We start from the raw sequence: 15,726 nt of genomic DNA, 5'->3' as shown, positions 1-15,726 counted from the left end.
TTCAGGTCCTCAAAAAGCAGTTGACCGCGGCGTCGAATGCGGCGGAGTCGTTGGCGGCTTGCTGCCGCTCCTGGTCGGCGCGCGCCAGCACCTCGCGGGCTGAGACTTCGGTGCCGTCCTCCAGCACCACCCGCATATCGGGGCTCGCCATCGCGACTTCGGCCGCCGCGCGCATCGTGGGATCTGTGGACCTGGCCGCGGCGGCGACATCGCGGGCGACTGCGCGATCGATCGCGGCGGGCTCCAGGCGGCCCGGCGCCTCATCGAAAATTCCGCGTTGCCGCGGGTCGCCCAGGGCATCGACCGCATCGACCAGCCGGCCGACCATCTCGCCCAGTCGCTTCGGTGCGTTGGCGTGCTGCGCAATGCCCTTCAGCAGCGCCTGCATGTCGGGGGACATGCCATCGAAGAGCGCGTTCTGCTCGAGCGCCTGCTCGACTGTCCGGCCTTGCGCACGCAGCGCAGCGAACTCGCGGGCGGCGCGCCCGATCGACGCACCGAGGTCGACGGGGGCACGGGCGCCGGCAGTCGCAAGGTCCTGCAGCCGAGCCAACGCCGGAGCTGCGCGCATCAGGCCGGCCAGGACGTTGCGCACATTGCTGTCCGTGCTCTCGGTGAGCATCGCGACCAGTTCCGCATCACCGTAGGCTTTCGAGAAAACTGCCTGGCGCACGCGCTGCAGACCGGTCTGCGAGATCCGGCCGTCAGCCTGAAGCACAGAGCCCAGTTCGTTGGGGCCGACGTTGGCCTGCACGAACTGGCGGAGGAATGCCGCGCTCTGCGCTTGGTTGATCGTGCCGTCTTCCCCTGTCACCAGACCCGAGAGGTCCGAAATGCGGCCCGCGTCCGCACGCGCCTGCTCAGTCGGCGACATGGCGGCCACGCTCGACTCGTTCGCTTGGCGAGCGAACTCCGCGCGATCCACATCCCCAATGCGCTCGCGCACAAGCACCGGCCGCTGCATGGTGCGCACGTCTGCGGCATCCAACCCGAAGCGCTCGGCGTTGCCTTCCAGCCATGCACGGTATTCCGCGCCGCGCTCGCCCCCGTAGGCGCGGCCCAGGGCGAGCATTCGGCCATTGCCGGACTCCACCACCCCATCAAGTCCGATGATCGGTGCGCCGTCTGACGCGCGGGCGCTCTCTGCCAGCAGCTCGGGCTGCAGGTTGCCGGCAATGCGCGCGATCTGCGCTTCGGAGGCGTCGCGGGTCCGGTCGCGCGGCTGCAGTTCAGCGGGATATGCGGCATTCGGGCGAAGGTCGGCGTCGTTGGATGTCACCAGGCGGTCGGCCTCGGCGAGGCGATACCGGAAAGGCACGCGCATGCCGCGCTCGGTCACCACCTCCCCGGTGCGCCCGCCGATCGCCAACTCGACACCGGCGCGCAGCACCTCATCGGGGTACGGCTGCCCGCCGTTTTCGTGGCGGATGATCGCGCTGGCCAGCTTCTGGAGAGTCGACGGATCTCGGAGGTTCAGCGGCTCAGCCGGACCAACGCCCACGGCGGTGGACACGGCGCGCACGTAGGCTGCGGTGTCGTTCTCACCGGCTGGCGCCCACCGGTTGATGATCCCGTGCACGGTGTTGAGTCCGTGCTTCTCCTGGTAGGTCAGCAGATTGCGGCCCAGGGCGCGAATACCTGCCTCGGGCGTGTCGAACGTAGCGAAGCGTCCATCGCTCCCCGTCTGGCCCTGCCACTGCGTACCACCGGCTTCGATGTTTCCGGGGTTGTTGTTGCGCACACCGCGTGCGGCGCCGGCTGGGACTTTGAATGCGCGGGGTGCGGCTGCCGGGCCGACTGGCAGCAAATCGGCAACATGCGCCTGCAACTCTGCGCGGATCTCCGGCGACGGCACCGGCCGAACGAATGCCGTGTCCGCCATCTGCTCGCCGACATTGGCGGGTTCGTTCCGCAGCACCTGCTCGATCGCCGTGCTGAGCGCGCTGGCATGCGCGGACGCGGCGCGTGCGTCTGTCGGTGTGCCGGGCGCCGTGCCGCGTTGGGCGTGGTCGACGGTTGTGACCGTCAGCGCGGCATCGGTGGCGGCCTGGCCCCGCACGGTCGAGCGGGCATGTAGCGCCGCCGCTCCACCGGAAAAAAGTGCGCCGAGAGTCGCTTCTGCCGCGAGCGCGGTTTTGTCGTACGGCTCCAGGGGCGCCGCCTGCTCTCCATACCCCGCCGCCTTGAGCAGATCACGAGAAAAGCCGCGCTCGGCAACGCCGCCGGCCACGCTTGCCGTGGCGCCGTACGCGAGGTTCTGGGCCATGGCGCGCCCGCCCTGCCCGATCGCCTGCTGCCCCAGCGTGATGGGGGCCTTCACGCCCACGTATGTCGCGGCTCCGCTGACCGCGCCCACCGCGGTCGCTGTACCAGGCGCGACGCCTTGCCCAATCAACTCCTGCCGCCGGCCGTAGCCCTCGAGCACCGCAGCCCCTTCGGGGGTGTAGAGGATGGCCGAGCTGCCCAGATCGAATAGCCCTCCCACCACTTGGCCCGCAAAGCCGGTCGTTGCAGGGTCGGACCGCAGTTGCTCCAGCGCCGTAGTATTTCGCTTTTGCTGGTCGGTCAACCACGCATCGAGCGAGGTTCCGAGCGTCTTGTCTACCGCCTGCGCGCTCGTGCGCAGGAGAGGGGTGGCGGCATCGCCCAGCAACAGCGCGGGCTTTGCCACCGTGCCGCGCGCGAGGCCCTGCAGCGCGGCCGTGCCGGTGCCCGAGAAAAAGCCGGGCTCTGCGCCGGTGCCGAAGGGCACGCCATCGCGGCGCGCGATCGCGTCGATCTCATCGGCGCCGCGGTCATCCAGATCGAAGCTCATTTCTTTTGCACTCCGTACGTCTGTTCCGGCGCGCCGGGAATCTGCTGGCCGCGGCGGTACCGCGTGCCGGACAACGGTGGCGGATCGAGATCGACCACGAGCGGCGCCCCGCCCTTCCCCAGCACAGGCGCGCCGCCGAGCGTCAGCATGTATTGCCCGTCGCGGCGGTAGTTGATGACCCCGTAATGCTCGAACGATGCGACCGCTGACGGCGGCATGTCCTGCTCTTTCACCATCTCGGAGAAGCGCTCGCGAAGCTTGGCCTGCATGTCCGAGCCGGTCATGCCGATGGGGGCCTTCGCCTTGCCTTGGCCGTTCACGTCGACGACATCGCCGATCGTGGCGGTGATGGCCTCTTTCACCAGGGTGCTGTCGATGTCCTTCGGAGTGCTGGCGAGCCGCCCCAACTCGGCCGACTTGCCGACGTAGTAGGCAAAGGCGGCCTGAAGGTCGCCCTCCTGCGCGCCCGGCCGTGAGCGGTACAGGTTCCCCACCGAGTCGACGAACGCGGTGGAGAAGTCTTGGCGCGCCGGCACGAAGAGGCTGTGCGCCTGGCCGTCTACCTGCTTCTGTCCCTTCGTCTTGTTGAGGATGATCTCACCGGCGAGCATCGTCTCGGCCACCTTGGCACTCGACACGCGCACATCCGAAGCGATCAGATTCGACTGGATCGTTACCGGCCGATCAATCGCCGTGAGCATCCCAGCGCGAGCCTTCACGGGTGAGTCGGGCGCGATCTGCTGCATCACCGCACGATAGGTGTCGTCGTCGTTGATCGCACCGCGCAGCGTGCCGAAAAGTTGGTTGGCGTCGGCCGGCCCCGCGCTGTCGATCGCCTTGACCAACAACCCCGCTTCCTGCGGCAGCAATGGCTTGGTTCCGACCTGGCTGCCGTACTGCTTCTGCATCGCCGCCAAAGTGGCCGCGCGGTCGGCGAAGATTCCCGCGGCTCGTCCGGCGCCGCCGGGCTGCAGCAGATCGTTCGGGTCCAGCGGCTGCACTGCGCGCCCGAAGAGGCGTTGTGCGGCCACCAGCGGCTCGTCGGCGAGTTGCTTTGCATTGTTCTCAACGGTCGCCTTGATGCGCTGCAGATTTGCGCGGTCCGCGAGCGTGCCGCCGGCCTGCTGCAGTTCGGCCTCGCGCGTCTGGATATACCGCTGCTGGTCAGCCATTGGCATGCGGAGCACCTGCTGTGTGTCTCGCTCCTGCTTCACGAGGCGATTGAAATCTTCCGCATAGGGCGTCCCTTCGACCGTGGTGCGCAAGCCCGTCCAGCCATCGGCCGTCAGCGGCAAGCCGGTTTCAATCTGCCGCGTTGCATTGGTTACGGCGCGCTCCGCCAACTTTTCGCGCTTATCCAGGGCGTGCTGTTGTTGGTTCTGCGCCTGAAACTTCAGCGTGTCCGTCTCCTTCAGCAGCGCGATGCGCTTGTCAGGGTCAAGCGTGCCCGACAGGTCGCCCGTTTCGAGGCGCTGCTGGAACGCGTCGAGGCTCGGCATGTCGCGCCGCGCGGCTACCAGGTCCGACTGCGCACGCTGGAAGCGGGTGTTGTCCTTGAAGGTCTGCACCTGCTTGGCAACATCGGCTTCGGGAATGCCGGCGGCGCGGCCGGACAATGCCACCTTGTCTGCATTGGCGAGCACCTCCTCGAGCGAGGCGTCGGGCAGGAGCGCAATCTTGCCCAGACGGTCGAGGCCAGCGGTGAAAGTTGACTTCAGCTCAGAGCGCTGGGCGGTGTCGATAACCTGGTTGACCGCCGCGGTTGCCTGAAAGCGCAAGCGCTGCGCACCGCGGCTGTACTGGTCGGCGACCAGGGCCTGCTCGGGGCCGAACGACGGCATCTTGACGCGTGCGAGCACCCCCTCAAGTTCGCCGTGGGCCTTCTCGTATGGCAGCTCTCCGCGCTGCACCTTGTCCTTGATGCCTTCAACCGCGGTTTTGCTCTGCAGTTCGAAGTCAAGCAATCCATCACCCGCGCGCGACCGCGCCAGTGCCTCGTCTCGCGTCTTGCGCTCCTGTGCGGCGCGCTGCTGTTCCTGCGCGACATCGGCGAACATTTGTGCGCCGACACCGACCGCCACGGCGCCCAGGCGTTGCTGGGCGTCGCCGACCTGCGTGTCGATCTGCGCCATGGGCGTAGTGTCGGCACCTTGTGGCAGCCGGTTGCCGAAAGCCCCCTGCGGAATGCGAGCCATGATCAGCCTTTCCGCCCGCCGCTGGTGTTCCAGCCGCGTGCAATTGTTGCTCCACCCTGAAAGGCCGAGGTCAGGGCGCCAGTGCGCGAAGCGCTCGCGGCATTGCGGCTGCGCGATGCTGCGAGGTCACCGCCGCGGGCGATGGAGCGCGCGCGGTTCGTGCCGTCGTAGATCGCCATGAGCGCGTCCTCCTCGCCGCCGGCCTGGATCTCCTGGTCAATCTGCTCAGCGGTGCCTTCACCCACCACGACGCCGGAGCCGGCGAGCGCAGCGCGGGCCTCGGCGCGCTGCTTGTCGGCAGCCTTGCGGATGGTCTTGGCCTGCAGCTCGGCCTCGCTGGCGGTGTACTGCGCATCCTGCTGGGACTGCATCTGTTGCTGCTTCGCCAGATCGTCTTCCCGGTCTGCCTGCTTCTCCTGGCTGTAGACCGATACCGCCGTGCCGACGGCGCTCGCGGCCAGGGCTGCGTATGCGAGAACTCCACCTTCAACGATTCCCATGATTCACCTCCTTCGAAAAGCCGACGCCAGCGTCGACGAACCCCAGTGAGCGGTAGAGCCGCGAGGTACTTTCAACCTCGATGCCCGTCGTGATTCCGACCTTCACCTGCTTGGCGCCACGGCGCTCGCACCACCGCGTGAACGCGAGGATCAGCGTGGTGCCGCGCATGTCCTTGCGTGCGTCGGGCAGCACGAAGAACGAGTAGTCCACGCCGATCAGGTCGTCGCTGAACCAGTTCGGCACAACTGCGCCAGCGAACGCGCCAACGACGATTCCATCGCGGCGCGAAACGAAGACCACGCCGTTCGGGTCGTTGATCAGGGCAGTGAGCAAGTGCTCAACCTTCGGCCGGTCGAAGCCCAGCACGCGATGGTCCGAGCTCGCGTGGAGTTCCTCCCCCATCTCTGCGAGGCGTGCGACATCCTCAACGGTCGCGGGCTCGACGAGCCCTTCGTACTCGCCTGCCAGGGAGGTGATGGTTGCGGTCATGGTCAGTTACTCCAAGCCGGCGCGGCCGGCGGTGCGTGTTGAAGGTGAAGCGCCTCAAGCGAGGTGCGCGCGGCGGCGTAGGCGGTGGACATGGCATCGGCAATGCGCTCACCAATCGGCAGCCATACGAAGCCCAGCGAGCCGTCTGGCCAGCAGAGCAGCAGACGCGGTGCGCTCGCGCTGCCGTAGATGGCAGCGAGGAGAGCGTCAGCGAGCCGCTGGTCGACGAGGGTCTCGGGCGTTTCTTCGACGATCACGCCGTAAGCCAGCACGTCGTCGTCGAGCAGCCGGGCCTGCAGCGGAGCGCAAGGGTTGAAAGTAGCGGGGGCAGCGTTCGCGAGCGTCATGGCGTCACCCCCGCGGCTGCGCGCTTCGGTGCCGCGATCGCCCCACCGGTGAGGACCTCGATGTCGGCAATGAACTCGTCGGCGATCTCGCACATGGCCAGCGAGTACTGCTTCGTGAACTCGTCGTCCACGAACTGGTCGATGTGTTCGCCCAGGAGATCGATGCGCGCGTGCAGCTTGAGCAGCCGCCGCGCCAGCGTTTCCACCGTCACCCTTGCCTGCGTGCGCGCCGGCAACAGGCCGAAGTGTTCGGCAAGCATGCGGACTTGCCAGCGGTGGATAGCAATGCGGTCCTCGCCGGACTCACCGCCACGCTGCTGCAAGATGACCATGTCCTCGCTGTGGCTCACCTCGATGCGCAGGTCGGGAAGTTCTGCGATCACGGCGTCGTCGTCGTTCACGGCGGTCATGCTGCACCCCCTTCACCGAGCAGCTCTTCGGGCACATGGTTGCTCGGGCGAGGCGGCATAGGCTTCACCTCTTCGCCAGCGTCGTCGTACTCGAAGCCATCGCAGACGAACTTCAGGAAGTCGACCAGCTCGGTCGCGCTTGCAACTTCGAGCGTGAGGTCCTCGTGCCCCTTCTCCTCCGCCGTCTGCACGAGCTGCAGCACCTTCTGCGAGATGCGGTGCGCGCGCTGGATTGCGAGACGGAGCCGGTGCCCCTCCGAGGCAAACTTGGTCGCTTGGCCGAAGTTGATCGAGATCATGCTGGCGGCCTCTGCCGTCACGGTGGGCACGATGCCCATGCGCTCGGCGAGCCAGCGAACATGCACGTCCTGCAGCTCGACCTGGTGCACGTTTCCGCCGAACTCTTGCTTCAGCAGCACTGCGCGTGCAGCCCCCTGCGTTTCCTGGATCTCGATCTCGACTGCGGGGATGGTGTGGTTCGTCATGCTCGGGCTCCTTCATTGCCTGTCGTGCCGTCGGCATAGATGGCGATTTCTATAACTCCTACAGAAACTGGAGTCATTCGAAATCGGCGCTCCCCAATGACAGACCTACAGAAACTGGAGTCATGGGGTGCCTTTCGCTGTGGTCAGCCCTACAGAAACTGCAGGTCTGGAGGCCTGTTTCGTGGGCAATGGCTCCAGTTTCTGTAGGGCAGGATGTGTTTTTTCCGGCGCGCTCAGCTTCACAAAATTGAGGTGCGGAAAACCGCGCGGCTCGATGTCCATCGACTTCTCCCAATCGAGCCTCCACCAGGTGAAGGCGATCCAGTCGGTGGTATGTGGCGCGTGCCCCTGCCGCGTGTGCACGACGAATGAGCACTCGAGCAGCGCGCGCTTGGCCTTGATGAGCGTCGTTTCGGACCTCCATCCCTGGCGCTGCATGACAACGAATGCGGGGCACAGTCGACCGTTGTTCTTGCCCGTGTAATGCACCATCAGGTCGAGCGCCAAGCGCACGGCGTTGGGCGGTAGGGCCTGCCATTCCGGAGACAGCAGGATGGCTTTCGGCACCGCGACAAACTCGTAGGCGAGTTGGCCCTTCTTGTATTTGCTTGCCATGAGCCATCACGCCGCCCCTTCCTGCTCGCTGCGCAGTTCGTAGAGTGCAACCCCGCGATGCTGGAAGGAGTCCGAGTCCACAGTGCTGACGCGGGATGACTCGATACAGAAGCCGCGGCGCTTGAGGTCAAGCACTCGGGCTGCAGGGTGGCTGATTCCGTGCTGGCGAAGCTCGTGCGTGTGGCGCGGGCGGCGCTTGAGAAGGCGCAACAGGCGTTCGATTTGCGCTTGCGTCGATGTGCTTGCGCTCATAGACTGCGCGGGCAATGGCAACTTTGCATTCACCCTGGGGCGGCGCACACCGCTCTGGGGTTTGTTTTTTGCGCGGCTCACTTGACCGCCTCCAGCCACTCGGAGATCGACGACGCACGCCAGCGTGAGCAGCGCGAGCCCAGTTTCAGTGGCGAGGGGAATTCGCCTTGCGCAGCCTTGCAATAAATCGTTGTCCGGCTCAGACCAGTGAGTGATTGGACCGTCGCGATGCGCAGCAGTGCGGCCGGGTTCTTCGACAGCTCGACGGTTTGCTCGACCGCATGGTCGACCGTTTGCTCGATGCGGCTCATGCTGCCACCGCCTTGCGTTCGTTCTGCGCGATATAGCCGTCGAGATCGGCTTTGCGGTAGCGAATGCAGCCGCCAATCTTCACGTAGGTCGGGCCGATACCGCGGTAGCGCCAGCCGGCCAAAGTCGGGCCCGGGACGCCAAGGTATGCGCTAGCCTGCGCAGTTGCCAACAGGCCGGCAGATCCGGCATCAGGCTTTTTAGAGCTTTCCATGCTTGATTCCCTCTAGGAATACGCGAAGAACCAATTTCCTTCGCTTCAAGCATTGATGTTCTGCAAACGACGCTAAAAACTCGCGAACAAGTCCGCAGAAAAGGCGGGCTAACTTGTGCGCATTGCCCTGCGCTTTCGAGCCGCGCGCACCGCACTTTCTCCGATTACTTGCCCACTCACAAACTGCCAAAGGTCGATGATCGCGTTGCTTGATGCCACGAAGGGAAGTGTCCGATCAACTTCGGTCACGAACCCCTCCGCGCCGTAGGGCAGCACTCCACGCGTGGGAAGTTCTGGCAGACCATCCTTCGCTCGCGATTTCAATGCTCGCTCAGCGCGTCGTTCTCGTCGACGACCGGAGGCTGCATCGATCAGGCAGTTCAAGTCCTGACGAAGTCTAGGTAAGAACACGTCAACGGGTAGGTGCGGAGCGCCGCGTTGCATCTCACTGAGTGCAGCACCAGCATTGCGGTCCATCAGCTGGAGGAGCTTTGACGCGGCTGCTGCAATATCCGTATTGCGTTGTTCGCTTTCCCGTCGCGCTACAGCGGAAGCTTTGGCACGATCGGGCCCATCGCCGGAAATCCAAGGTAGGAGCAAGGAGAACAGCGAGCCGCCCCAACGACGCAGCGCAACCGCTCGACACCGTCTTGCCCTTTCCCCTTCCTCATGCCCGAGCAGCAGTTGCTTGCTTGAATACGTTTCAGCCTCTCTTACAAACCGGTCGAGCAACGCGCCGTTAACGCGAAAGCGTTCTGCCAGGGCGACACCAGCTTCATCTCGCTGGGCGGCTTCGCGAAGGAGTTTGTAAACATCCTCAACGACTGACCGCGCGGCGATCGTCGATGTAGCAATTGGGAGAACGCTTCGTCGGCCTATCGCTTCGCCCACGCCAACGGTACCGACGCCTCGCAGCTCGCGATGCCGGTGCGCCCCTTGCGGCGGCTGGTCGGCGGGCAACTCAGCGTCTGTAGCTTCGCTCGGCGGAGAGTCTTGCTTTCCGGCGGGAATTTTCCTAGGCATGGAACTCACCCAGCACATAACGCCAGCCCGCCAGCGCCCTAACGTCTTTGTAAATCATGCGTCCCTCGCGCCCCTGAAAAGATGCCAGCCCAGCCCGTCAGGGAAACGGGTTTTCGGGGATCAGCCTAGGGCTGGCGGTTCGAATGTACCGGCTGTCGTCAGCCCGTCACCACCATCGTTCCGTCGGCACCCACTCCCCCCTCGGCGTACTCGGCCGCGGAGAGCGCGTAATAGGACGCGGGGCAATCGCACTGGTCCGCCAGCTTCGCAGACAACACCGCACTGAAGCCGTCGAGCATGCTGGGGTCGGCGATCAATTGCATCAGGAAAGCTTCGCTGAAGCGCACCTGTGCCTTGCCATCGCGATAGGCGCGGTTCGGGGCGGCCGAGTCGGGATCGTGCATCTGCAATTGGTCGGCTTCTTCGAGCATCGCTACCGCCAGATTACGCCCACGGATGAAATCGGCCTCGGCTTGGCGCCGACCGTCTACGTCACGCACGGCCATGGCGGGCTCCATTCACTTCTGGCCGCGACCACACGAGCGTGAGGTGTCCCCTGACAATCAATGGCAGTCCGTATTCAGCCCGCTTCTGGAGATACAAGTCGCGGCCCCAGTCCTTGTAGTAGTCGATGTGCGTTACCTGCACTTTGAAGATGCCTTCGTTCGCGAAAACAGCGATCTTGAACTCGCCCTCATGAATCTCTCGATGGCCTCGCTTCTTTCCCGGCAGAGGAAGTCCATCGAGCCATGAGGACCGCACACCGTCACGGACCAGCCTTTCTCTGTCCCCACGATAGCGTTTGCAGCCACGGTAGTCGCCGAACAACGTCGGCTCCGCTGCATCGCGAGCGCGGCGCTGGTCTGCACTCACCGCTTTCTTCACCTCGCACTTCCCGTCAGCCCTGCAATAGACAGAGACGACTCCAGGGAGAAGCGACGGTATGGGAAGCCCGCTCGGTACAGGGCTGCCGTCAGGCATGAAGTGTGTACAGCCTTTGCGGCGCCCGGCCTGAGGCTCGAAGTGCTTCTGCTCGATCACGCCGGCAGCGAGCAGCGCGTGGATCTCTCCCTGGAAGATGTCGTGCGTGGTCGTCCATTCGGTGGCCACATGGATGTCGAGCGCGACATCAGTCATGGCCGCCTCCAACTGCACCGCCGACCGGCAGGCCCATCGTTTCAAAGTCGCTGCACACGGACCAACCTGCGAAAGTCCCGCGGACGGCGCCGGGCACCGCGAGCTCGGCGAGCGCCCCAATTCGCTCCGCCAAGCTCTCAACGACATGCAGATCCCACATCGCCCCGCCGTCTGCACGCTGCGCTGCGTATGCGGCGAATGTTGACAGGGTGTCTGCCGAGGTCGCGATCTGCGTCAGCAGCAGGGAAATTTGCTCTTGATTTAGGTTGGCGAGCGTGATCCGCCCGCCCGAACCTTGTACATTTTCGGTAGCCATGGTGTGCATCTCCTTCTAAGTTGTGCACGTTCTTTGGTTAGACGGCTGCAGGAATCTCACCTCCTGCGGCCGTCGCCTTTTGTGCCCCGCATACACCGCCGCGGGGCATGGCGGTTATTCCTCAGATCAAGCCGTGCTTGCGGCGCAAATGCTCGTCAAGGTCGGCTATGCGCGCCTGATAGACGTCGCGTTTACGCAGTGGGATGTCGTCAACATTGCTGTCGATCTCCCATCGCACCCCTTCGGCCAGTGCCATTTGATAGAGCGCATGGCCGTTGACTTCCACTCGATGCCCACCGGGATAGATCACCTCCAGAATGCCGCTGTCGTCATCTGAATCGGTGAGGTCGCCGGCGGGTATCACGCGTACACCAGTCATGACGTGAGTCAGCGGACCTTTGTAGTCCAGATTGGTGAAGTACTGCGGCAGCTGCCGCATTGCGTCGATGTATCGAGCTGCGAGGTTCATTGCGTTGTCTAGATTGATGTCGTCGAGATAGGCAGCCAGAGATAACTGGGATCGCAGCCACTCTGCGCCACCAAGTTCGTCCAATTTGGCGCGTAGTTCGGCGGGAAGAAGAAGCTTGTAGGGTCGGGCGTCGTCGGAGATCGGCTTACGCCCTTGACCTCTGCCTGCGCCTCCTCGACCAATGAGTTCGTTAGGTGACATGACTACATTGTGCATTTGATTTAACGGCCCACCAATCAATATTCACTCGTACAAACATCATCTTGTGCAAATTTGATTTTTAGGCCATGCATTCAAGAAATGAGTTATTGACGCCGGACATCATTGATTCCGAGCAGTGCGCAGAGTTGCTGCGTTGCACCCCAGACCAGGTGGAAGAACTCGCTCGCGCCGGCGAGATCCCAGGGTTGAAGCTCGGCCGCGGGTGGATATTCATGTATGCCGACCTGCTTTTGTTCCTCGCCGAGAAGGCACGGGAAGAGGCACTGCAGCGACGCATGAAGCGCCAGCCGCACGCGCCCCTGCCGATGGTTAAGCCACGCCGCCAGACGCCGCCGGCCCTGCCGGCGCTCCCAACCGAGGCCCGGCGGTCCACAAGCCCAACCTCAGAGAAGCCGGCAGCATCGACGGCCTCAACTCCTCACACCCGGACAACCGCCGAGCGCCCCGCCATTCATCAAGGGAGTCTCTACGTCCCGGCCGCCGAGGCTGCACGCATGCTGTCCATGGGCAAGTCGACGTTCTGGCGCGAGGTAAAGAACAAGAACCTGCCGGCGCCCGTGAAGCTCGGCGGGCTCACGCGCTGGCGGGTTGCGGACCTTCAGCGCTGCGTTGACCAAGCGCGATAGCCGCTTTGCGGTGGACACTCGAGATTCCACACCAATAGCCTTCTGGGCAATCAGGTGGCCTTGATCGGCACCAAGTTCCCTAGGGCTGGGGAACTGCCCGAGCTGCCTTCAGCACGGGCATTACCTAGCGTTTTTGCCCTCTTTGATGGCCTGCCCGCTAGGTCTGCCCTCAATCGCCCGAACTAGCGCGATCTGCCTTCGGTCGATTGCTGCGACTGCCTCAGGGTCAAACGCCTTCTTTGCGATGACCTCGAGCACGTCGGCGTGATACGCCACAAAAACCGATAGCGGAACAAGCGTCCCGCCATCTCTTTGGATCACTTTGACGCGCTGATTGAAGTCCACCAGCCCAAGGTCTGCAGCGGCCTTCAGGCGCTCCCTACGTGTCTGGTGGCCCTGTTGAATCCAGGCGGCGCCCAGCGCGCCTCCGGCGCCAAGAACCGCTCCCAACGCGGTGCCCAGCAGCCCTGCGATTGCAGCATCCATCCTCCCCCCTTGCCTTGAAACCCGCAGTATGGCTGAGCATCTTGAACCCCTCCCTATCGGGTTGAGTGCTCAAGTCGAATGCCGGGGCCGCGGTTGGGCCGATGCGGCCGCTCGCACTGCCATACGCCTGTGGCAGAGTGCCAGTCTTGACTTGGAGGCTTGCATGGCTCACACGTTCCAACGCGAGGCACTGTATGAAGAGGTCTGGTCGACGCCACTGTCGACGCTTGGTCCAAGGTACGGCCTATCAGACAACGGCATCCGCAAGATCTGCAAGGTCCTGAATATTCCGCTACCGCGGGCCGGGCATTGGGCCAAGCTCGCTGCCGGACATTCCGTCATTCAAGAGCCGCTCCCCGCGGACGCGGAGCGCACATCGTTCGTGAGCTACCCACCCGAGGCGCGGGAGCACGTCGACCCGACCGATCAAATTTGGTTGAAAGATCGACTGGCGTTCGAAGAGCAGCCGGAGAATCGCATCACAGTAGACCTTGAGCCGACGCATTGGCACAAGGCAATTGCACCGCTGAGAAAAACGCTCGAGGCCGCCGTGCACAAGCGCCGGAAGGCCGTAGAGGAGCGCGATCGCGCAGCGGCCAAGCGAGCAAAGCAGGTGCGTCCGGGTGTCAATCTCGACCACTTCAAATTCAGCTGGCTCTCGGGCGGCCTGCTCGGCGAACCAATGCCACCCTGCTTCCAGGTCTCCGAGTTAACAGGCACCCGAGCGCTCGCAATTGCGAACGCAGCATTCCTGGCCGCCGAAGAGCGAGGCTGTGTGGCCGTCATCATTTCGGGAAAGCTCAGCGTGTCGCTGAACGGAGCTACCTTTCTCATGGCGATCCGAGAGCGCCAAGATTTCGACGTCGTCGACAGGAACCCGATCTACCCGTCCTTCGGTCAAGAGAAGAGATACAGACCGACCGATCGTCTGGCGTTAGTCGTGTCGCGCAGCCCTCTCGGCGATTTCAAGCTCGCGGAAGACGGTGGCCAGCGCCTGGAGGCTCAGCTCAACGGTCTGTTCTGTCGCCTATACCGGACCGTGGTGCTCTCCCGGGAACGCAAGAAGGAATTTCTGGCTGAACACGAGCGCCGGCTCGCAGGCGAAGCGCGCGCCGAGGCCGTGGCACGTGCACGCGCGATGGAAGCGGCGGCCAGAGCAGCGGAGGCAGCGCGTCGAGAGGAGTTGATTGGCGAGGCAGCACGGTGGCATCAGGCCCAGCAGATCCGGGACTACGTTAAGGCCGTAGCTGCCGAGCATCTCGACGGCAAGCCGGCACAGCATGAGAAAGTGCGATGGGGCGCCTGGGCGCTAAGTGTGGCCGACGAGATCTGCCCGCTAAGCACGAGGCTGAAATCGTTCAATATTGAGGCGTGATCGACGCGGGTGATCCATGAGCTGGCCATGAGGCGATGCTGCGGCCCAGGCCGATCTGGGTGCGTGACGTGGCGATGGCCCTCACCATGCCGGGAGTGCAGTTATGGTCGACGACCGTCACATGGCCCGCGTGTTCATCGCGCAGGTTCAGTTTCGCTTACCTCAACTCTGTGGCTCGCTTCTCGCAGTTGCGCTCGAGATCTGCGAGTCCTTCCAGGATGAGAGCAAATGGCTGCCGGGCCAACAAGAAGTCTCCCAGGCTGGAATTGAGTTCTTTTGCAATTGCGGAGTGCGTTTCTCTCGCGGTACTAACAAGCCTTCGCAAGGCGAAGACGAGGCGAACTTGTGCCTCTTCTGGCTGCTCATGCAACGGGATCACGTATGCGGCAGCAAGAACATCAACGAAGGGGTCGCCGGCGAGGAAAGCGTCACGTGCAGCGTCGTCCATGCTGCTATCCAATCGAGCCGCCCGAGCGGAGATTTCCATGGACAGAAGCCGAGTCAAGGTAACGACAACGGTGATCAACGAGAGCATGCCTTCGCGGCGCGCGCTGATCTGATCTTCGCGCGTAGCCCGTATAGAGATCATCGCGAACGCGCCGGCTGCAATGATCGCCGCGACCGAGAAGATCGCCTGCATCCAACCAGACCACTCGGCCTTGGTCATGCATAGCGGCCACCAGTCGATCCACAGAAAGCAATACTCGGTCGCAGGCATATTGGTTCTCCTCGCTTGGCGCGCATCGTAGCGCGCGAAGAGGCCGCTGCCCGATCAGTCCTCGAGTCGAACTGCATCTGCAGCGTCCGAATGATCTGCGCGATGTCGGACCGGTGCGTGCCACGGTCGGTGACCACGCGCACCGTCCAGTTGGGGCCGTCTTCCTCCGGCGGCATGCCGATGACGCCGCCCCGGTGCACGTCGGTCTGCCGGCCTCGAGTGCCCGGCAGTGCTTCGATGCGCTGAATCAGCATCTGCTTCAGTTGCGCGGCGCTGCGTGTGGGTTTGGCCATCTACACGCCCCCTTCTCGAACCAGCGTCCATTGCGTGGGCACGCCGGCCCTGTCGCGGTCGCGAACAAGGTGCGAGTTGCAGGTGGTACACCGGTACCACTCGAGTCCATCCAACACTTGGACCTCTCTCCCCGCAGCAAAGACTTCAGTTGTGCCCCTAACAAGCCGATCGTGCGGCCCCACGGTGGCCGGCGCTCCCTTCAATTCCTGGCACTGCGTACAGGCAGTCATGGTTCTCTCCTCGAACTCAAGGCTTCAGTATGAACCTTCTCGACACCTCCCTGAGCGCGTGCGCGCCGTGCAAATTCAGCGCTTGGGGATGACGGCCGAGCATCAGGCCTCCTGAATACTCAAGCGCCGTCAGCACCGCCACGCATGGTCAAGTTGTTCCCCAAGCACGCCGCACCTAAGATGCGGGCTCCAGAACGC

Annotated in this window: 21 protein-coding genes; 2 read left to right on the top strand and 19 right to left on the bottom strand. The window is 63.9% G+C overall.

Annotated features, from left to right (window positions below):
* Position 1 precedes the first annotated feature (1 nt).
* The 16 genes from VARPA_RS30190 to VARPA_RS31045 form a co-directional block, all read right to left on the bottom strand.
* On the bottom strand, positions 2 to 2,815 hold the full coding sequence (locus VARPA_RS30190) for a phage-like protein (protein WP_013541174.1): 2,814 nt from the start codon (positions 2,813 to 2,815) through the stop codon (positions 2 to 4).
* A complete protein-coding gene (locus VARPA_RS13745) occupies positions 2,812 to 4,947 on the bottom strand; it encodes a hypothetical protein (protein ID WP_144298978.1) in 2,136 nt (711 codons plus the stop codon). Before VARPA_RS13745 ends, VARPA_RS30190 begins: the two co-directional genes overlap by 4 nt.
* Before the next feature lie 65 nt (positions 4,948 to 5,012).
* Positions 5,013 to 5,510 (bottom strand): hypothetical protein, encoded by a 498-nt coding sequence (locus VARPA_RS13740; protein WP_013541172.1) that lies wholly within the window; start codon positions 5,508 to 5,510, stop codon positions 5,013 to 5,015.
* Entirely contained in the window at positions 5,497 to 6,000 is a 504-nt protein-coding gene (locus VARPA_RS13735; RefSeq protein ID WP_013541171.1) for a GNAT family N-acetyltransferase, read from the bottom strand. The genes VARPA_RS13740 and VARPA_RS13735 overlap by 14 nt, the downstream gene beginning before the upstream one ends.
* Before the next feature lie 2 nt (positions 6,001 to 6,002).
* Positions 6,003 to 6,347 carry a hypothetical protein gene (locus VARPA_RS13730; protein ID WP_013541170.1) on the bottom strand — a complete coding sequence of 115 codons (345 nt, stop codon included), beginning with the start codon at positions 6,345 to 6,347 and terminating at the stop codon, positions 6,003 to 6,005.
* Positions 6,344 to 6,757 carry a hypothetical protein gene (locus VARPA_RS13725; protein ID WP_013541169.1) on the bottom strand — a complete coding sequence of 138 codons (414 nt, stop codon included), beginning with the start codon at positions 6,755 to 6,757 and terminating at the stop codon, positions 6,344 to 6,346. Before VARPA_RS13725 ends, VARPA_RS13730 begins: the two co-directional genes overlap by 4 nt.
* A complete protein-coding gene (locus VARPA_RS13720; protein ID WP_013541168.1) occupies positions 6,754 to 7,242 on the bottom strand; it encodes a hypothetical protein in 489 nt (162 codons plus the stop codon). Before VARPA_RS13720 ends, VARPA_RS13725 begins: the two co-directional genes overlap by 4 nt.
* 120 nt (positions 7,243 to 7,362) lie before the next feature.
* Positions 7,363 to 7,857, bottom strand: a complete 495-nt coding sequence (locus VARPA_RS13715) for a hypothetical protein (protein WP_013541167.1) — start codon at positions 7,855 to 7,857, stop codon at positions 7,363 to 7,365.
* Between the two features lie 6 nt (positions 7,858 to 7,863).
* Positions 7,864 to 8,190 carry a helix-turn-helix domain-containing protein gene (locus VARPA_RS13710; RefSeq protein WP_144298977.1) on the bottom strand — a complete coding sequence of 109 codons (327 nt, stop codon included), beginning with the start codon at positions 8,188 to 8,190 and terminating at the stop codon, positions 7,864 to 7,866.
* Entirely contained in the window at positions 8,187 to 8,420 is a 234-nt protein-coding gene (locus tag VARPA_RS13705; RefSeq protein WP_013541166.1) for a helix-turn-helix transcriptional regulator, read from the bottom strand. The genes VARPA_RS13710 and VARPA_RS13705 overlap by 4 nt, the downstream gene beginning before the upstream one ends.
* Complete coding sequence (locus VARPA_RS13700) at positions 8,417 to 8,632, bottom strand: helix-turn-helix transcriptional regulator (RefSeq protein WP_013541165.1); 216 nt, start codon at positions 8,630 to 8,632, stop codon at positions 8,417 to 8,419. The genes VARPA_RS13705 and VARPA_RS13700 overlap by 4 nt, the downstream gene beginning before the upstream one ends.
* 108 nt (positions 8,633 to 8,740) lie before the next feature.
* A complete protein-coding gene (locus VARPA_RS31050; protein WP_144298976.1) occupies positions 8,741 to 9,592 on the bottom strand; it encodes a hypothetical protein in 852 nt (283 codons plus the stop codon).
* Positions 9,593 to 9,813: 221 nt separating this feature from the next.
* Positions 9,814 to 10,161: a hypothetical protein gene (locus VARPA_RS13695; protein ID WP_013541163.1), complete on the bottom strand. Its 348-nt coding sequence runs from the start codon at positions 10,159 to 10,161 to the stop codon at positions 9,814 to 9,816.
* Positions 10,148 to 10,792: a hypothetical protein gene (locus VARPA_RS13690; RefSeq protein ID WP_013541162.1), complete on the bottom strand. Its 645-nt coding sequence runs from the start codon at positions 10,790 to 10,792 to the stop codon at positions 10,148 to 10,150. The genes VARPA_RS13695 and VARPA_RS13690 overlap by 14 nt, the downstream gene beginning before the upstream one ends.
* Positions 10,785 to 11,108 (bottom strand): hypothetical protein, encoded by a 324-nt coding sequence (locus tag VARPA_RS13685; RefSeq protein WP_013541161.1) that lies wholly within the window; start codon positions 11,106 to 11,108, stop codon positions 10,785 to 10,787. The genes VARPA_RS13690 and VARPA_RS13685 overlap by 8 nt, the downstream gene beginning before the upstream one ends.
* A gap of 121 nt (positions 11,109 to 11,229) precedes the next feature.
* Positions 11,230 to 11,778, bottom strand: a complete 549-nt coding sequence (locus VARPA_RS31045; protein WP_144298975.1) for a hypothetical protein — start codon at positions 11,776 to 11,778, stop codon at positions 11,230 to 11,232.
* Between the two features lie 107 nt (positions 11,779 to 11,885).
* On the opposite strand from VARPA_RS31045, the gene VARPA_RS31620 reads away from it, so the two are divergent.
* A complete protein-coding gene (locus VARPA_RS31620; protein WP_234975008.1) occupies positions 11,886 to 12,425 on the top strand; it encodes a helix-turn-helix domain-containing protein in 540 nt (179 codons plus the stop codon).
* Positions 12,426 to 12,545: 120 nt separating this feature from the next.
* On the opposite strand, the gene VARPA_RS13670 is transcribed toward VARPA_RS31620, so the two are convergent.
* The gene (locus VARPA_RS13670; protein WP_013541158.1) at positions 12,546 to 12,911 is read right to left on the bottom strand and encodes a hypothetical protein; all 366 of its coding nucleotides are present in this window, start codon (positions 12,909 to 12,911) and stop codon (positions 12,546 to 12,548) included.
* Positions 12,912 to 13,074: 163 nt separating this feature from the next.
* On the opposite strand from VARPA_RS13670, the gene VARPA_RS13665 reads away from it, so the two are divergent.
* Positions 13,075 to 14,286, top strand: a complete 1,212-nt coding sequence (locus VARPA_RS13665) for a hypothetical protein (RefSeq protein ID WP_013541157.1) — start codon at positions 13,075 to 13,077, stop codon at positions 14,284 to 14,286.
* 157 nt (positions 14,287 to 14,443) lie between these two features.
* On the opposite strand, the gene VARPA_RS13660 is transcribed toward VARPA_RS13665, so the two are convergent.
* Positions 14,444 to 15,004 (bottom strand): hypothetical protein, encoded by a 561-nt coding sequence (locus tag VARPA_RS13660; protein ID WP_013541156.1) that lies wholly within the window; start codon positions 15,002 to 15,004, stop codon positions 14,444 to 14,446.
* Entirely contained in the window at positions 14,950 to 15,297 is a 348-nt protein-coding gene (locus VARPA_RS30595; protein WP_013541155.1) for a hypothetical protein, read from the bottom strand. The genes VARPA_RS13660 and VARPA_RS30595 overlap by 55 nt, the downstream gene beginning before the upstream one ends.
* Positions 15,298 to 15,726 lie beyond the last annotated feature (429 nt).

Source organism: Variovorax paradoxus EPS (assembly GCF_000184745.1).
GTDB lineage: Bacteria > Pseudomonadota > Gammaproteobacteria > Burkholderiales > Burkholderiaceae_C > Variovorax > Variovorax paradoxus_C.
This window is presented reverse-complemented; position numbering and strand designations above follow the sequence as displayed.

Coding starts and splice junctions, on each gene's coding strand:
- VARPA_RS13690 (WP_013541162.1), bottom strand. CDS start 10,792: ATGACTGATGTCGCGCTCGACATCCATGTGGCCACCGAATGGACGACC.
- VARPA_RS13660 (WP_013541156.1), bottom strand. CDS start 15,004: ATGCCTGCGACCGAGTATTGCTTTCTGTGGATCGACTGGTGGCCGCTA.
- VARPA_RS30190 (WP_013541174.1), bottom strand. CDS start 2,815: ATGAGCTTCGATCTGGATGACCGCGGCGCCGATGAGATCGACGCGATC.
- VARPA_RS13735 (WP_013541171.1), bottom strand. CDS start 6,000: ATGACCGCAACCATCACCTCCCTGGCAGGCGAGTACGAAGGGCTCGTC.
- VARPA_RS13730 (WP_013541170.1), bottom strand. CDS start 6,347: ATGACGCTCGCGAACGCTGCCCCCGCTACTTTCAACCCTTGCGCTCCG.
- VARPA_RS13715 (WP_013541167.1), bottom strand. CDS start 7,857: ATGGCAAGCAAATACAAGAAGGGCCAACTCGCCTACGAGTTTGTCGCG.
- VARPA_RS13720 (WP_013541168.1), bottom strand. CDS start 7,242: ATGACGAACCACACCATCCCCGCAGTCGAGATCGAGATCCAGGAAACG.
- VARPA_RS13725 (WP_013541169.1), bottom strand. CDS start 6,757: ATGACCGCCGTGAACGACGACGACGCCGTGATCGCAGAACTTCCCGAC.
- VARPA_RS13695 (WP_013541163.1), bottom strand. CDS start 10,161: ATGGCCGTGCGTGACGTAGACGGTCGGCGCCAAGCCGAGGCCGATTTC.
- VARPA_RS13670 (WP_013541158.1), bottom strand. CDS start 12,911: ATGGATGCTGCAATCGCAGGGCTGCTGGGCACCGCGTTGGGAGCGGTT.
- VARPA_RS13745 (WP_144298978.1), bottom strand. CDS start 4,947: ATGGCGCAGATCGACACGCAGGTCGGCGACGCCCAGCAACGCCTGGGC.
- VARPA_RS13700 (WP_013541165.1), bottom strand. CDS start 8,632: ATGGAAAGCTCTAAAAAGCCTGATGCCGGATCTGCCGGCCTGTTGGCA.
- VARPA_RS13685 (WP_013541161.1), bottom strand. CDS start 11,108: ATGGCTACCGAAAATGTACAAGGTTCGGGCGGGCGGATCACGCTCGCC.
- VARPA_RS13665 (WP_013541157.1), top strand. CDS start 13,075: ATGGCTCACACGTTCCAACGCGAGGCACTGTATGAAGAGGTCTGGTCG.
- VARPA_RS30595 (WP_013541155.1), bottom strand. CDS start 15,297: ATGGCCAAACCCACACGCAGCGCCGCGCAACTGAAGCAGATGCTGATT.
- VARPA_RS13705 (WP_013541166.1), bottom strand. CDS start 8,420: ATGAGCCGCATCGAGCAAACGGTCGACCATGCGGTCGAGCAAACCGTC.
- VARPA_RS13740 (WP_013541172.1), bottom strand. CDS start 5,510: ATGGGAATCGTTGAAGGTGGAGTTCTCGCATACGCAGCCCTGGCCGCG.
- VARPA_RS31045 (WP_144298975.1), bottom strand. CDS start 11,778: ATGTCACCTAACGAACTCATTGGTCGAGGAGGCGCAGGCAGAGGTCAA.